The sequence below is a fragment of the Escherichia marmotae genome (assembly GCF_002900365.1).
GTDB lineage: Bacteria > Pseudomonadota > Gammaproteobacteria > Enterobacterales > Enterobacteriaceae > Escherichia > Escherichia marmotae.
Genome location: NZ_CP025979.1, coordinates 2,377,900 through 2,393,976, shown reverse-complemented (window position 1 = coordinate 2,393,976; position 16,077 = coordinate 2,377,900). Strand labels below are relative to the sequence as shown.

The 16,077-nt window shown below is 50.6% G+C and carries 14 protein-coding genes and 1 pseudogene; 9 read left to right on the top strand and 6 right to left on the bottom strand.

What is annotated here, in order from left to right; translation table 11 throughout:
- Positions 1 to 208: 208 nt before the first annotated feature.
- The 3 genes from acnB (at position 209) to yacL (ending at position 4,231) form a co-directional block, all read left to right on the top strand.
- Positions 209 to 2,806, top strand: coding sequence for a bifunctional aconitate hydratase 2/2-methylisocitrate dehydratase (acnB, locus tag C1192_RS12385; protein ID WP_052463031.1), 2,598 nt, complete (start codon positions 209 to 211; stop codon positions 2,804 to 2,806).
- Positions 2,807 to 3,312: 506 nt separating this feature from the next.
- Complete coding sequence (locus tag C1192_RS12375) at positions 3,313 to 3,645, top strand: hypothetical protein (RefSeq protein WP_000708862.1); 333 nt, start codon at positions 3,313 to 3,315, stop codon at positions 3,643 to 3,645.
- Between the two features lie 223 nt (positions 3,646 to 3,868).
- Positions 3,869 to 4,231, top strand: a complete 363-nt coding sequence (gene yacL, locus C1192_RS12370; protein ID WP_001517750.1) for a protein YacL — start codon at positions 3,869 to 3,871, stop codon at positions 4,229 to 4,231.
- Positions 4,232 to 4,268: 37 nt separating this feature from the next.
- Here yacL and speD read toward each other — a convergent pair whose 3' ends face one another.
- The 3 genes from speD to C1192_RS12355 all read right to left on the bottom strand — a co-directional run bounded on the left by speD (position 4,269) and on the right by C1192_RS12355 (position 6,398).
- Complete coding sequence (gene speD, locus C1192_RS12365) at positions 4,269 to 5,063, bottom strand: adenosylmethionine decarboxylase (RefSeq protein WP_000734282.1); 795 nt, start codon at positions 5,061 to 5,063, stop codon at positions 4,269 to 4,271.
- A 15-nt stretch (positions 5,064 to 5,078) separates the two neighbouring features.
- On the bottom strand, positions 5,079 to 5,945 hold the full coding sequence (speE, locus tag C1192_RS12360; RefSeq protein ID WP_000818362.1) for a polyamine aminopropyltransferase: 867 nt from the start codon (positions 5,943 to 5,945) through the stop codon (positions 5,079 to 5,081).
- Between the two features lie 105 nt (positions 5,946 to 6,050).
- Positions 6,051 to 6,398: a YacC family pilotin-like protein gene (locus C1192_RS12355; RefSeq protein ID WP_000846616.1), complete on the bottom strand. Its 348-nt coding sequence runs from the start codon at positions 6,396 to 6,398 to the stop codon at positions 6,051 to 6,053.
- 165 nt (positions 6,399 to 6,563) lie between these two features.
- Between C1192_RS12355 and cueO the strand changes: the two genes are divergently transcribed.
- Positions 6,564 to 8,114 (top strand): multicopper oxidase CueO, encoded by a 1,551-nt coding sequence (gene cueO, locus C1192_RS12350; RefSeq protein ID WP_038354962.1) that lies wholly within the window; start codon positions 6,564 to 6,566, stop codon positions 8,112 to 8,114.
- 46 nt (positions 8,115 to 8,160) lie between these two features.
- Here the strand turns inward: cueO and gcd are convergent, their stop codons facing one another.
- Positions 8,161 to 10,551, bottom strand: a complete 2,391-nt coding sequence (gene gcd / locus C1192_RS12345; protein WP_038354963.1) for a quinoprotein glucose dehydrogenase — start codon at positions 10,549 to 10,551, stop codon at positions 8,161 to 8,163.
- Between the two features lie 205 nt (positions 10,552 to 10,756).
- Here gcd and hpt point away from each other — a divergent pair, with 205 nt between their 5' ends.
- A complete protein-coding gene (gene hpt, locus C1192_RS12340) occupies positions 10,757 to 11,293 on the top strand; it encodes a hypoxanthine phosphoribosyltransferase (protein ID WP_000683336.1) in 537 nt (178 codons plus the stop codon).
- 40 nt (positions 11,294 to 11,333) lie between these two features.
- Here the strand turns inward: hpt and can are convergent, their stop codons facing one another.
- Positions 11,334 to 11,996 (bottom strand): carbonate dehydratase, encoded by a 663-nt coding sequence (gene can / locus C1192_RS12335; RefSeq protein WP_000651596.1) that lies wholly within the window; start codon positions 11,994 to 11,996, stop codon positions 11,334 to 11,336.
- 108 nt (positions 11,997 to 12,104) lie between these two features.
- On the opposite strand from can, the gene C1192_RS12330 reads away from it, so the two are divergent.
- The 4 genes and pseudogenes from C1192_RS12330 to C1192_RS12315 all read left to right on the top strand — a co-directional run bounded on the left by C1192_RS12330 (position 12,105) and on the right by C1192_RS12315 (position 15,625).
- The gene (locus tag C1192_RS12330; protein ID WP_000150640.1) at positions 12,105 to 13,031 is read left to right on the top strand and encodes an ABC transporter ATP-binding protein; all 927 of its coding nucleotides are present in this window, start codon (positions 12,105 to 12,107) and stop codon (positions 13,029 to 13,031) included.
- Positions 13,028 to 13,798, top strand: coding sequence for an ABC transporter permease (locus C1192_RS12325; protein ID WP_000972195.1), 771 nt, complete (start codon positions 13,028 to 13,030; stop codon positions 13,796 to 13,798). Before C1192_RS12330 ends, C1192_RS12325 begins: the two co-directional genes overlap by 4 nt.
- Positions 13,799 to 13,902: 104 nt before the next feature.
- Positions 13,903 to 14,342: pseudogene (locus C1192_RS12320) on the top strand (PTS sugar transporter subunit IIA).
- 56 nt (positions 14,343 to 14,398) lie between these two features.
- Positions 14,399 to 15,625 (top strand): polysaccharide deacetylase family protein, encoded by a 1,227-nt coding sequence (locus tag C1192_RS12315; RefSeq protein ID WP_038354965.1) that lies wholly within the window; start codon positions 14,399 to 14,401, stop codon positions 15,623 to 15,625.
- 3 nt (positions 15,626 to 15,628) lie between these two features.
- On the opposite strand, the gene panD is transcribed toward C1192_RS12315, so the two are convergent.
- Positions 15,629 to 16,009, bottom strand: coding sequence for an aspartate 1-decarboxylase (gene panD, locus C1192_RS12310; protein WP_000621515.1), 381 nt, complete (start codon positions 16,007 to 16,009; stop codon positions 15,629 to 15,631).
- Positions 16,010 to 16,077 lie beyond the last annotated feature (68 nt).

The window sequence follows — 16,077 nt, the reverse complement described above, 5'->3', positions numbered from 1 at the left end:
GTTTTTCGGAGGGAAACAATCTCTAGACTATCCTTAACGATTCAGCCACTTTTTTATGTTGCTTTTTTGTAAACAGATTAACACATCGTCAAAATCCTGCTATTCTGCCCGTTGCGGTACTGGGCATTTACCCTACAAACTGCTGTCTCACAGGAGCGTGAAGAGAATCGCCTGCCGCACTATGACAATGAGAGCGAGGAGAACCGTCGTGCTAGAAGAATACCGTAAGCACGTAGCTGAGCGTGCCGCTGAGGGGATTGCGCCCAAACCCCTGGATGCAAACCAAATGGCCGCGCTCGTAGAGCTGCTGAAAAACCCGCCCGCGGGCGAAGAAGAATTCCTGTTAGATCTGTTAACCAACCGTGTTCCCCCTGGCGTCGATGAAGCAGCCTATGTAAAAGCAGGCTTCCTGGCCGCCGTCGCAAAAGGTGAAGCCAAATCTCCGCTGCTGACTCCGGAAAAAGCCATTGAACTGCTGGGCACCATGCAGGGTGGTTACAACATTCATCCGCTGATCGACGCGCTGGACGATGCCAAACTGGCACCGATCGCTGCTAAAGCACTGTCCCACACGCTGCTGATGTTCGATAACTTCTATGACGTAGAAGAGAAAGTCAAAGCAGGTAACAAATACGCGAAGCAGGTTATGCAGTCCTGGGCGGATGCTGAATGGTTCCTGAATCGCCCGGCACTGGCTGAAAAACTGACCGTTACCGTCTTCAAGGTCACCGGCGAAACCAACACTGATGACCTCTCTCCGGCACCGGATGCGTGGTCACGCCCGGATATCCCGCTGCACGCGCTGGCGATGCTGAAAAACGCCCGCGAAGGAATCGAGCCAGATCAACCCGGTGTTGTTGGCCCGATCAAGCAGATCGAAGCCCTGCAACAGAAAGGTTTCCCGCTGGCTTATGTGGGTGACGTTGTGGGTACGGGGTCTTCGCGTAAATCCGCCACTAACTCTGTACTGTGGTTTATGGGCGACGATATTCCACATGTGCCGAACAAACGCGGTGGCGGTCTGTGTCTCGGCGGCAAAATTGCGCCAATCTTCTTTAACACAATGGAAGATGCCGGTGCGCTGCCAATTGAAGTGGACGTTTCCAACCTGAATATGGGCGACGTGATTGACGTTTACCCGTATAAAGGTGAAGTGCGTAACCACGAAACCGGTGAACTGCTGGCGACCTTTGAACTAAAAACCGACGTACTGATTGATGAAGTGCGGGCGGGCGGTCGTATTCCGCTGATTATCGGTCGCGGTCTGACCACCAAAGCGCGTGAAGCGCTCGGTCTGCCGCAGAGCGATGTGTTCCGTCAGGCGAAAGATGTCGCTGAAAGCGATCGTGGCTTCTCGCTGGCACAGAAAATGGTGGGTCGCGCCTGTGGCGTGAAAGGCATTCGTCCGGGCGCTTACTGCGAACCGAAAATGACGTCTGTCGGCTCTCAGGACACTACCGGCCCAATGACCCGTGATGAACTGAAAGACCTGGCGTGCCTGGGCTTCTCGGCTGACCTGGTGATGCAGTCTTTCTGTCATACAGCGGCGTATCCGAAGCCGGTTGACGTTAACACGCACCATACGCTGCCTGACTTCATTATGAACCGTGGCGGTGTGTCGCTGCGCCCAGGTGATGGCGTAATCCACTCCTGGTTGAACCGTATGCTGCTGCCGGATACCGTGGGCACCGGTGGTGACTCCCATACCCGTTTCCCGATCGGTATCTCCTTCCCGGCAGGTTCTGGTCTGGTCGCGTTTGCTGCGGCGACTGGCGTCATGCCGCTGGATATGCCGGAGTCCGTTCTGGTGCGCTTCAAAGGCAAAATGCAGCCGGGCATCACCCTGCGCGATCTGGTACACGCGATCCCGCTGTACGCAATCAAGCAAGGTCTGCTGACCGTTGAGAAGAAAGGTAAGAAAAACATCTTCTCTGGTCGCATTCTGGAAATTGAAGGCCTGCCGGATCTGAAAGTTGAGCAGGCATTTGAGTTGACCGATGCTTCCGCTGAACGTTCCGCTGCGGGCTGTACCATCAAGCTGAACAAAGAGCCGATCATCGAATACCTGAACTCCAACATTGTCCTGCTGAAGTGGATGATCGCGGAAGGTTACGGCGATCGTCGTACCCTGGAACGTCGTATTCAGGGCATGGAAAAATGGTTGGCGGATCCTGAGCTGCTGGAAGCCGATGCTGATGCCGAATACGCGGCAGTGATCGACATCGATCTGGCAGATATCAAAGAGCCAATCCTCTGTGCACCGAACGATCCGGACGACGCACGTCCGCTGTCAGCGGTTCAGGGCGAGAAGATCGACGAAGTGTTTATCGGTTCTTGCATGACCAACATCGGTCACTTCCGTGCAGCAGGTAAACTGCTGGATGCGCATAAAGGCCAGTTGCCGACCCGCCTGTGGGTAGCACCGCCAACCCGGATGGACGCCGCGCAACTGACAGAAGAAGGCTACTACAGCGTCTTCGGTAAGAGCGGCGCGCGTATCGAGATCCCGGGCTGTTCACTGTGCATGGGTAACCAGGCGCGTGTGGCGGACGGCGCGACGGTGGTTTCCACCTCTACCCGTAACTTCCCGAACCGTCTGGGTACTGGCGCGAACGTCTTCCTGGCTTCTGCGGAACTGGCAGCCGTTGCAGCGCTTCTTGGCAAACTGCCAACGCCGGAAGAGTACCAGACCTACGTTGCGCAGGTAGATAAAACAGCCGTTGATACTTACCGTTATCTGAACTTCAACCAGCTTTCTCAGTACACCGAAAAAGCGGATGGGGTGATTTTCCAGACTGCGGTTTAAGGTAGTAGCCTGTTGTGAAAAGCCACTTCTTTTGGGAAGTGGCTAAGACTGATGATAAACGCAACATTGCCTGATGCGCTGCGCTTATCAGGCCTACAACGTTTCTGCAATTTATTGAATTTGCACTATTTTGTAGGCCGGATAAGGCGTTTACGCCGCATCCGGCAAGAACAAAGCGCACTTTGTCAGCAATCTGAGCCACTTCTTTTGGGGAGTGGCTTTTTTTTGCCGGAATATCTGACGGGCAACTCAATAACGTTAATTCTCAGAACCCGCACTCTTTTCCTTAATGATAGTGTTTCCCTGCATGTAAGAGAGCGATTATCATAATAATGTCGTTATCATTTTAGTGAATTATATTTTTATGTTTTAAATGAATATGTTCGCTAAAAAATCAATCGATTTCAATTCTGATAGGCGAAATAAGATATTGATAGTGTTTATCTTATTTGGTTTTCTGCTGGTTATTACAGGGTGAAGTTTTTCACTTAATGGAGATAAAGTGAATGAAAAAAGCGTTTATTATAATTATCTTTTTTCTACTATGCGGCAACGCTTTTGCCGCGACAGCAAAATTACAATATTTGTTTGTCGCAAATGGTGGATTAGTGGGTTTTTATGAGGACGGTAATGTCAGGGGATGCGCACAGTGTGAGCCGATGAAAGAAAACCTTTTAACCATGAGCACTGAATCTCCTATATCACACTGGAAGCGAAATGCTGATGTGATAACAACCACCGACGCAGAGGGAAGTAGCGATCTTCAACTTTATGATAATGGCAAGATTACGGATGACTGGTGGATTTTTGATTATAAAACAATTCACCCTCTTTATTAATCTATGTTTTGTGCGCAGAGTAGCACTGGATTGTCTTCTTCCCTGGTAAGAAGATGTCTGTCGAAAATGACAAAAATTCTGGCCATGGTGGCTGGAACGCTTTTTTCACTATTTTTATCTCTAAACCATCGTCGTTCCGCTGTTTTTCTCTGGTAAGGCTGCGATAATTACATCAATGGCGCAATGCGATTTCGGCGCATTGCCGGGAGCAGAGGAACACACTATGGATTACGAATTTCTGCGCGATATTACCGGAGTGGTAAAGGTGCGCATGTCCATGGGGCATGAAGTGGTCGGGCACTGGTTTAATGAAGAGGTGAAAGAAAACCTGGCCTTGCTTGATGAAGTGGAACAAGCCGCGCGCACATTAAAAGGTAGCGAACGTTCCTGGCAGCGGGCAGGGCACGAATACACCCTGTGGATGGATGGCGAGGAGGTGATGATCCGCGCCAATCAACTGGAATTTGCGGGTGACGAAATGGAAGAAGGGATGAACTACTACGACGAAGAAAGCCTGTCGCTGTGCGGCGTTGAGGATTTTCTTCAGGTGGTGGCGGCGTACCGCAATTTCGTACAGCAGAAGTAGGTAAATCTGGCGGAGCCTTCGTGCTCCGCCAGAGCTGTTAAACGGCAGGCATATTACGCCCGTAATAAATTTCGCGCATTTCTTTCCATAGCGCAGCGGTAATCTCTTTGCGCTCGCTGTCGGTTAAATCTTCCGGTTTGGTGTGGAACATGTAGTGCTTAAGGTCGAACTCTTTAAGCAACATCTTGGTATGGAAGATATTTTCCTGATAGACGTTTACATCCACCATGTCATACAGCGCCTTTATATCTTCAGACATAAAGTTCTGAATCGAATTAATCTCATGGTCGATAAAGTGCTTCATACCGTTAATATCGCGGGTAAAACCGCGCACGCGATAATCAATGGTCACGATATCGGATTCAAGCTGGTGGATCAGGTAATTCAACGCCTTCAGCGGGGAAATCACGCCGCAGGTAGAGACTTCTATGTCGGCGCGGAAAGTACATAAACCGCCTTCAGGATGGCTTTCCGGGTAGGTATGTACGCAAATATGACTTTTATCGAGATGCGCAACCACGGCTTCTGGCAGCGGGCCGGGGTGTTCCGTTTTGTCGATAAGTTTCGGGTCGACAGGTTCTTCGCTCACCAGAATAGTGACGCTGGCACCTTGTGGTTCGTAATCCTGGCGGGCGATGTTAAGAATATTGGCCCCGATAATGGAACAAGTTTCTGACAGGATTTCGGTCAGACGGTTGGCATTATAGAGTTCATCGATATAAGCGATATAACCGTCGCGCTCTTCGGCGGTTTTGGCGTAGCAGATATCGTAAATACAAAAACTCAGACTTTTGGTCAGATTATTAAAGCCATGCAGTTTCAGTTTTTTCAATTTCTTATCTTCTCCTTAGGACGCCTGTGAAGCCAGTGCGTCTTGCAGATACTGGGGTAAGGCAAACGCTGCCGTGTGGATTGCCGGGTTGTAATAACGGCATTTCAGGCCAGAGGCGAGAAAACGTGCCTGAATAATTTCGGTAGAGAGATGGCGTAAGGCGTCGTTATCTGTCGCCCATGCAAAGGTCATGATGCCGCCGTAATAGGTCGGGATTGCCGCCTGATAAAAGCCAACATCGCTGAAGTAATGGCTGAGTTTGCGATGGCTGTCGATGGCTTCTTCCTGCTGTAAAAAGCAGACGCCGTTTTGCGCGACAAAAATACCGCCAGGATTCAGGCAGCGTTTGCAGCCTTCATAAAATGCTGAGGTGAACAGGCTTTCGCCGGGACCGATGGGATCGGTGCAGTCGGAGATGATGACATCAAAGGTCTGGCTGGTTTGATTCACGAAATTGACGCCATCGTCGATCACCAGCTTAAAGCGCGGATCGTCGTAGCTACCGGCGTTATGGTTAGGCAGATACTGACGGCAGAAAGACACTACGCCCGCGTCGATTTCCACCATCGTGATTGACTCAACGTTTTTATGTCGGCTTACTTCACGTAACATCGCGCCGTCGCCGCCGCCAATGATTAACACGTGTTTAGCGTGACCGTGAGCCAGCAGCGGAACGTGGGTCATCATCTCATGATAGATAAATTCGTCGCGCTCGGTGGTCTGTACTACGCCATCCAGCGCCATTACGCGACCAAATGCGGCGTTCTCAAAAATGATCAGATCCTGGTGATCGGTCTTTTCATGATACAGAACGTTATCTACAGCAAAGTACTGCCCAAACTGGTCGTGTAGCGTTTCATGCCACAGTTTTTTTTCGGCCATGGGTTGATACCTCCTTTATTAACACCCGTAAAAAAAGGGCGCAACATAATAGCTAACATTGACCGCGGATGCACGGTCAATGTTTCTACAAAAAGGTATCAGGAATTATTTTACGTAGGCAAGCAGGCTTAAGGAATCGCGGGCCAGGGCTTTACATTTTTTAGCGACGGGAATGCCGATACCGCTCAGATCGCGGTAGCTATCTTCACCGAGGGCTTTCATGTCGAAGTTGTCGTAGTTGCTGAGATCCCACTGGTTTTGCTGGGCAAAAAAGACCAGTGCGCGACGAATCTGCCCGTTAGGCAAGTTCTGGTAACCGCAATCGTTCTTCAGAAAAACAAAAACTGCCGTTAAATCGGCCATATCTTCGGCTTCAGACTCGCTGAGCGCGTAACTGTTTGCGCATACAGCCATCAGGCTGCCGAATAATACTGTTCTGAAAAACGTCTTCATTGCTTCTACCAGGGGCTTAAAGAAGATAAACGTTAGCACACTGCGAGCGAGGCGACGACCATTATTGTGGATTAAGTTGTGTCTGTGGCTTGACCTTCCCGTAAGGGGAAGGACTATGCTCAACGTTTGATTTTGTTTCGCCTGCTTGAGAATAAGGAAATATCTATGCAACGTCGTGATTTCTTAAAATATTCCGTCGCGTTGGGCGTGGCTTCTGCTTTACCACTATGGAGCCGCGCGGTTTTTGCTGCTGAACGCCCAACATTACCGATCCCTGATTTGCTCGCTACCGATGCCCGTAATCGCATTCAGTTGACCATTGGCGCAGGCCAGTCCACCTTTGCTGGAAAAACGGCGACCACCTGGGGCTATAACGGCAATTTATTGGGGCCTGCGGTGAAGTTACAGCGTGGAAAAGCCGTGACGGTTGATATCTATAACCAACTGGCGGAAGAGACGACGTTGCACTGGCACGGTCTGGAAGTGCCGGGGGAAGTGGACGGCGGCCCGCAGGGAATTATTCCGCCTGGCGGTAAACGCACAGTGACGCTGAATGTCGATCAGCCTGCCGCTACCTGCTGGTTCCACCCGCATCAACATGGCAAAACCGGGCGTCAGGTGGCGATGGGGCTGGCTGGGCTGGTGGTGATTGAGGACGATGAGATCCTGAAATTAATGCTGCCAAAACAGTGGGGGATCGATGATGTCCCGGTGATTGTTCAGGATAAAAAATTTAACGCCGACGGGCAGATTGATTATCAACTCGATGTGATGACCGCCGCCGTGGGCTGGTTTGGCGATACGTTGCTGACCAACGGCGCTATTTACCCGCAACATGCCGCGCCGCGTGGCTGGTTGCGGCTGCGTTTGCTCAATGGCTGTAACGCCCGCTCGCTCAATTTTGCCACCAGTGACAATCGCCCGCTGTATGTGATCGCCAGCGATGGTGGCCTGTTGCCTGAACCGGTGAAGGTGAGTGAACTTCCGGTGCTGATGGGCGAGCGTTTTGAAGTGCTGGTGGAGGTTAACGACAACAAACCGTTTGATCTGGTGACACTGCCTGTCAGCCAGATGGGAATGGCGATTGCACCGTTTGACAAGCCGCACCCGGTAATGCGTATTCAGCCGATTGCCATTAGTGCCTCTGGTGCTTTGCCGGATACCTTGAGTAGCCTGCCAGCGTTACCTTCGCTGGACGGATTAACGATACGCAAACTGCAACTCTCTATGGATCCGATGCTCGATATGATGGGGATGCAGATGTTAATGGAGAAATATGGCGATCAGGCAATGAGCGGAATGAACCACAGCCAGATGATGGGCCACATGGGCCACGGCAATATGAATCATATGAACCACGGCGGGAAGTTCGATTTCCACCATGCTAATAAAATCAACGGTCAGGCCTTCGATATGAACAAGCCGATGTTTGCGGCGGCGAAAGGGAAGTTCGAACGTTGGGTTATCTCTGGCGTTGGCGACATGATGTTGCATCCGTTCCATATTCACGGCACCCAGTTCCGTATCTTGTCGGAAAATGGCCAACCACCAGCGGTGCATCGCGCGGGCTGGAAAGATACTGTGAAGGTGGAAGGTAATGTCAGTGAGGTGCTGGTGAAGTTTAATCACGATGCACCGAAAGAACATGCTTATATGGCGCACTGCCATCTGCTGGAGCATGAAGATACGGGGATGATGTTAGGGTTTACAGTGTAAAAACAGCGTCTTCGGGAATATGCCCGGATCTCTCCGGGCATTATGGTTACTTCACATCATCCGGTAACGCATAAGCCACAATATAGTCGCCCATCTTCGTACCAAATGAACCGTGACCGCCTGCGGAGATCACCACATATTGCTTACCATTCACTTCATAGGTCATCGGCGTTGCCTGACCACCTGCTGGTAAACGGCCCTGCCACAATTTTTCACCGTTGCTCATGTTGTAAGCGCGCAAGTAGTTATCTGCCGTAGCGGCAATAAACAACACGTTGCCCGCAGTGGAGATTGGCCCGCCGAGCATTGGCATCCCCATATTGAACGGCACCGGAACGGGCATCGGGAACGGCATACTGTCCTGCGGCGTACCAATACGTTTCTTCCATACCACTTCATTGGTTTTCAGATCCAGCGCCGAGATGTATCCCCAGGCAGGCTGTTTACACGGCAGACCAAACGGCGAAAGGAACGGGTTGAGCGTTACGCCATACGGCACGCCATATTGCGGCTGAATGCCGGATTCCGTACCTGTGCCTTTGGCATCTTTTGGCTGTTCCATCGGGTTCCCCGGGCCACGCGGGATCAGTTTCGACACAAACGGTAGCGCCATTGGGTTGGCAATTGCCACTTCACGATTCGGATCAACGGAAATCCCGCCCCATTCGAACATTCCCAGGTTACCCGGGAAGACCAGAGTACCCTGTTCAGATGGTGGGGTGAAAATGCCTTCATAGCGCATTTGGTGGAACATCACGCGGCACACCAGTTGGTCAAACATGGTGGCACCCCACATATCCGCACCGCTCAAATCTTTCGTCGGACGGAAGCTGAGTTCAGAGAACGGTTGGGTAGGAGTAACGTAATCGCCTTTCGCTGCGCCTTGTGGAACCGGTTTTTCCGGAGCCGGAACGACCAGTTCGCCATTACGACGATCGAGTACAAAAATGTTGCCAGTTTTTGCAGGAGCGTAAATGACCGGCACTTTTTCACCGTTAACGGTGATATCCGCCAGCGTTGGTTGTGCCGGAAGATCCATATCCCACAGGTCGTGGTGAACGGTCTGGTAACTCCACGCCAGTTTCCCGGTGGTGGCATTCAGCGCCAGAATCGAGCTGGCATAACGTTCCTGTTCCGGTGTGCGGTTACCGCCCCAGATATCGGGCGTGGTCACGCCCATCAGCAGATACACCAGATCCAGCTTCGCATCATAGGCCGCAGGTGCCCACGAGTTTGGCGAGTTAAAGGTAAAGGTGTGTTCGTCTGATGGGATGGCGTTCGGATCTTTCGCGCCCGGATCAAAAGCCCACAGCAGTTCACCGGTGTTGACATCAAAACCACGGATTACGCCAGACGTTTCGCGGGTTGAGAAGTTATCGGTGACTGAACCGGCCATCACGATGGTTTTATCGGTGATAATCGGCGGCGACGTCGGTTCATACAGACCCGGTTTGGTATCCGGCATGTTGCTTTGCAGGTTGAGCACGCCTTTATTGGCGAAGGTTTCGCACAGCTTGCCGTTTTCAGCGTTAATTGCAATCAGGCGACCATCATTCACAGGAAGAATGATACGACGCGGGCAATCCGCCATCACTTCCGGCGAAGCAGTTTCTGCTTTGGCTTCATGGTAAGAGACGCCACGGCAGGTTACATGCTGGAAAGACTCGTTGGTTTTCAGCTCAGGATCGTAAGGCCATTTCTCTTTGCCGCTGGCGGCATCGAGCGCAAACAGACGCTGGTGAGCGGTACACAGGTAAAGCGTGTCGCCTACTTTAATCGGCGTCACTTCATTGGTGATTTCGCCCGGATCGTTCGGCTGTTTCACATCGCCTGTGCGGAACACCCAGGCTTCTTTCAGCTTGTGGACGTTATCGGCGTTAATCTGCTTCAGTGGTGAATAGCGTTGACCTTCCTGATTGCGGCCATAGGCAGGCCAGTCCTGATCGGCAACGGGGGAGATAGCTTCGGCAGGTGTGGCATCAGCGCTTAAGGTGCCGTTGATTTCCTGCGGATCGTGAAATCCGGCCCAGGTGAGGATACCACCGCTAATCAACAGTGCGACCACCAGTGCGGCAACTGCGCCGCTGGCAGGAATGACCAGGCGATGCCAGACAAACGGCAGGATCAGCCAGATACCGAAGAAGACCAGGATATCGCTGCGCGGAGTGAGTGCCCAGAAATCGAAACCGACCTCCCAGACGCCCCAAATCATGGTGCCGAGCAGCAGAGCGGCGTACAGCCAAAGTGCTGCGCGTTTACTGCGCCACAACATCCAGGCGACGCCAAGCATCACCAGACCAGCGATGGGGTAGTACCAGGAGCCGCCAATCGCGACCAACCAGCCTCCACCAATGAGAAGATATAGCCCGCAGAGTGCTGCAAAAAGGGCGGTTAGCGACACGAGTAAGCGTCGCGAGCCGGTATTGTTAATTGCCATAAAGAAACACCATTTCAATTCATTAATATTTTAGTAGCAATTAATTATAGGTTTTAACATGTGTGATCGTCATCACAATTTGAGCTTTATTAACAGATTCCGCCAATGAATAGTTTTGCTGGTATACTGCGTGTCTTGCGCTTTGTTGCGGCGCTGAAACCCGCCCGTGCGAAGTGATTTGTTTTTAAATCATATGGTTAGAGATATGAAACATACTGTAGAAGTAATGATCCCCGAAGCGGAGATTAAAGCGCGTATCGCTGAACTGGGTCGTCAGATTACTGAGCGTTACAAAGACAGCGGCAGCGATATGGTGCTGGTAGGCCTGCTGCGTGGCTCATTTATGTTTATGGCGGACCTGTGCCGTGAAGTTCAGGTATCTCATGAAGTCGATTTTATGACCGCCTCCAGCTACGGTAGCGGCATGTCCACCACCCGTGATGTGAAAATCCTCAAAGATCTGGATGAAGATATCCGCGGCAAGGATGTGCTGATTGTTGAAGATATCATCGACTCGGGTAATACACTGTCGAAAGTGCGTGAAATCTTAAGCCTGCGCGAACCGAAATCGTTGGCGATTTGTACGCTGCTGGATAAACCGTCTCGCCGTGAAGTGAACGTACCGGTAGAATTTATCGGTTTCTCTATTCCGGATGAGTTTGTGGTTGGCTACGGCATCGATTACGCACAGCGTTACCGTCATCTGCCGTATATCGGCAAAGTGGTGCTGCTGGACGAGTAACTGCGGATGTGCCGGATGTGTTGCATCCGGCATGGCGAATTTATTTGTGGTTGATGTGCTTTAGCTTGAGGTTGGAAATCCCGTGGCGATAACGTTGCTCCAGGGTTTCGCGGTTGGTGGCTGTAACATCCAGATCGCGCAGCAAGCCGTCGTGAATGCCGTAAGCCCAGCCGTGGATGGTCACTTTCTGCCCGCGTTTCCATGCTGACTGCATAATGGTGGAGTGGCCCAGGTTATATACCTGTTCCATTACGTTCAGTTCGCACAGGGTATCCAGACGGCGCTCTGGCGGCATTTCGCCAAGCAATGAGCTATGTTTGAACCAGATATCGCGGATGTGCAGCAGCCAGTTGTTGATCAGCCCCAGTTCCGGGTTTTCAACAGCGGCTTGCACACCACCGCAACCATAGTGGCCACAGATAATAATGTGTTCAACTTCGAGAACATCCACTGCATACTGCACCACGGAGAGGCAGTTGAGATCGGTGTGAATGACCAGGTTGGCAACATTACGGTGAACAAAGAGTTCGCCCGGCTCAAGACCGGTTAAACGTTCTGCAGGAACGCGACTGTCGGAACATCCAATCCATAGAAAGCGCGGTTTTTGCGCTTGTGCCAGTTTCTCAAAAAACCCGGGATCCTCTTCCACCAGCATTTTTGACCATAGTGCATTATTGCTGATGAGTGTATCTATGTCTTTCATGGAGGTTAACGACCTGTAACCAAATAATTACGTTTGGCTAATATAGGGCAACTCCGGGACGATTTAAACCACAGATAAAGTGTAAGAACGTAAGGTAAGTAAAAATTTATGACCATTGCACTGGAACTTCAACAGCTTAAAAAAACCTATCCAGGCGGCGTTCAGGCGCTTCGTGGAATAGATTTACAGGTCGAAGCCGGCGATTTTTATGCGCTTCTGGGGCCGAACGGAGCCGGGAAATCGACCACCATCGGTATTATTAGCTCGCTGGTGAATAAAACCTCCGGGCGGGTCAGCGTATTTGGCTACGATCTTGAAAAAGATGTCGTGAACGCCAAACGCCAGTTAGGACTGGTGCCGCAGGAATTTAACTTCAACCCGTTTGAAACCGTGCAGCAAATTGTGGTGAATCAGGCGGGGTACTACGGTGTAGAGCGCAAAGAAGCGTATATCCGCAGCGAAAAGTATCTTAAGCAGCTTGATTTGTGGGGAAAACGCAACGAACGTGCGCGTATGTTATCTGGTGGGATGAAACGCCGTTTAATGATCGCCCGTGCATTAATGCATGAACCTAAACTGCTGATTCTGGATGAACCAACGGCAGGCGTGGATATCGAACTTCGCCGCTCAATGTGGGGGTTTTTGAAGGATTTAAACGACAAAGGCACCACGATCATTCTCACCACGCACTACCTGGAAGAAGCAGAAATGCTGTGTCGCAATATCGGCATTATTCAGCATGGAGAACTGGTGGAGAACACTTCGATGAAGGCGCTATTGGCGAAGCTGAAATCGGAAACCTTTATTCTCGACCTTGCGCCGAAAAGTCCATTACCGAAGCTCGATGGCTACCAGTATCGGCTGGTGGATACCGCTACGCTTGAAGTTGAAGTGTTGCGCGAGCAGGGGATTAACAGCGTATTCACGCAGCTAAGTGAGCAGGGCGTGCAGGTATTAAGTATGCGTAACAAAGCCAACCGTCTGGAAGAGTTGTTTGTTTCACTGGTTAATGAAAAACAAGGAGATCGCGCATGATGCATCTTTACTGGGTGGCGCTAAAAAGCATCTGGGCGAAAGAGATCCATCGCTTTATGCGTATCTGGATACAAACGCTGGTGCCGCCGGTCATCACCATGACCCTTTATTTTATTATCTTTGGTAACCTGATTGGTTCGCGCATTGGCGATATGCATGGCTTTAGTTATATGCAGTTTATCGTGCCGGGGCTGATCATGATGTCGGTGATCACCAATGCCTACGCTAACGTTGCATCATCATTTTTTGGTGCCAAGTTCCAGCGTAATATTGAAGAATTGCTGGTAGCGCCGGTGCCAACACACGTCATCATTGCCGGATATGTCGGCGGTGGCGTGGCGCGCGGACTGCTTGTTGGCATGCTGGTGACGGCTATTTCGCTATTCTTTGTGCCGTTTCAGGTGCATTCGTGGGTATTTGTTGCTTTAACGCTGGTGCTCACGGCGGTGTTGTTCTCTCTTGCCGGACTGCTGAACGGTGTGTTTGCCAAAACGTTTGATGACATCAGCCTGGTGCCGACCTTTGTGTTAACGCCACTCACTTATTTGGGCGGGGTATTTTACTCCCTGACTTTACTGCCGCCGTTCTGGCAGGGGCTGTCGCACCTGAACCCGATAGTCTATATGATCAGTGGTTTCCGCTACGGCTTCCTCGGCATTAATGATGTGCCGTTGGTTACTACCTTTGGTGTGCTGGTTGTCTTTATTATTGCGTTTTATCTGATCTGCTGGTCGCTGATTCAGCGCGGACGCGGCTTGCGTAGCTAAGTTGATCTCCTCTCCTCCAGATGCGGGGGAGGGGAGTTTTGACGGTTATCACCCTTTATCAACAATGGTCAGGGTAGACTGATTTTCGGCTAAGGAGGAAAGCGATGTTAGGTTGGGTCATTACCTGTCACGACGATCGGGCGCAAGAGATACTGGATGCGCTGGAAAAAAATATGGCGCACTTATCCAGTGCCGGGCAGTGAATTTTTGGCGTGGTCTTAGTGCCAATATGCTTAGCCGAATGTTATGTGATGCCCTGCATGGGACGGATTCCGGCGATGGCGTGATCTTTTTCACGGATATCGCGGGCGCAGCGCCTTATCGCGTTGCGTCTTTATTAAGCCACAAACATTCCTGTTGCGAAGTGATTTCTGGTATCACGCTACCGTTAATTGAACAGATGATTGCTTGTCGTGAAACAATGTCGAGTGCAGAGTTCCGCAATCGCATTGTCGAACTGGGGGCTCCTGAAGTCAGTAGTCTCTGGCATCAGCAACAAAAAAATCCCCCCTTTGTGCTAAAGCACAATTGGTTCGAGTATTAAATCGCATTCCGATTTTGCTACACTAACGACGTTGTTTCTCGCCTGGTTGTTTCCTCATGATTAAAAAGTTTATTTTTCTACTGCTGCTGGTTTCATCTGGTGCCGGCGCAGCGCTTCCCATGCGTTATATGCAAACCACTCAGGATGCGGCTATCTGGGGTAAAATTGGCGACAAAACGGTAACTGTTGGTAACATTCGCGCCGGGCAGATTATTTCGGTCATGCCAACCGCAGCCGATTATTATGAATTCAACTTTGGTTTTGGTACGGGATATATTGATAAAGGTCATCTGGAACCGGTACAAGGGCGGCAAAAAGTTGAAGATGGCCTGGGGGATTTGCATAAGCCACTGAGCAACCAAAATCTTATTACCTGGAAAGATACACCGATATATAACGCGCCTGATGCTGGCAGCGCACCATTTGGCGTGCTGGCCGATAATTTGCGTTATCCCATTATTAATAAATTGAAAGATCGCCTGAATCAAACCTGGTATCAAATTCGTATTGGCAAACGTCTGGCCTATATCAGTGCGTTAGATGCGCAGCAGGATAATGGTATTCCTGTATTGACCTACCATCATATTTTACGCGATGAAGAGAATACCCGTTTTCGCCATACTTCGACCACAACGTCGGTACGTGCATTCAATAACCAGATGACCTGGTTGCGCGACAGGGGATATACCACGTTAACCTTGTATCAACTGGAAGGATATTTGCATAATTCGATAAATCTTCCAGCTCGCGCGGTTGTGCTGACTTTTGATGATGGCTTAAAATCGGTAAGTCGCTATGCGTATCCTGTTCTGAAACAATATGGTATGAAGGCGACGGCATTTATTATTACCTCGCGTATTAAACGTCACCCACAAAAATGGAATCCGCAGTCATTACAGTTTATGAGTATTTCTGAACTACGTGATGTCAGCGATGTTTTTGATTTCCAGTCACATACCCATTTTTTACATCGGGTTGATGGTTATCGACGACCAATATTACTCAGCCGTAGTGAGCACAATATTCTGTTTGATTTCGAACGCTCACGCCGGGCGCTGACGCAATTTAATCCGCATGTATTGTATCTTTCTTACCCGTTTGGCGGATTTAATGATAAAGCGGTTAAAGCGGCAAATGAAGCCGGGTTTCATCTGGCGGTGACCACCATGAAAGGTAAAGTTAAACCGGGGGATAATCCATTGTTGTTAAAACGGCTTTATATCTTAAGAACGGATTCGCTGGAGACAATGTCGCGGCTGGTGAGTAACCAGCCGCAGGGGTAATACTCAGGCAACCTGTACCGGAATGGCTTTTGCGGTACGTTTCATTTCGTTGTCGCCTTCAAAGTAGGCGACGTTTGGCCGCCAGGTACGGGCTTCTTCATCCGGCATGGTGACGAAGCTGGCGATGATCACAATATCACCGACGCTGGCGCAGTGGGCCGCCGCACCGTTGACAGAAATAATTCTCGAACCGCGTTCTGCCGCGATAGCGTAGGTGGAGAAACGCTTGCCGTTGGTGACATTCCAGATATCGATGGCTTCGTTTTCGAGAATACCTGCTGCGTCAAGAAAATCCTGGTCAATGGCGCAAGAACCTTCATAGTGCAGGTCCGCATGAGTCACTTTCACGCGGTGGAGTTTGCCCTGCAGCATCGTGCGAATCATAACTTCTACCTTTCTACCCTGTCGTTAACGAAGCAGGCGATGCCTGCCTTGAGAAAATTCTCACGCAG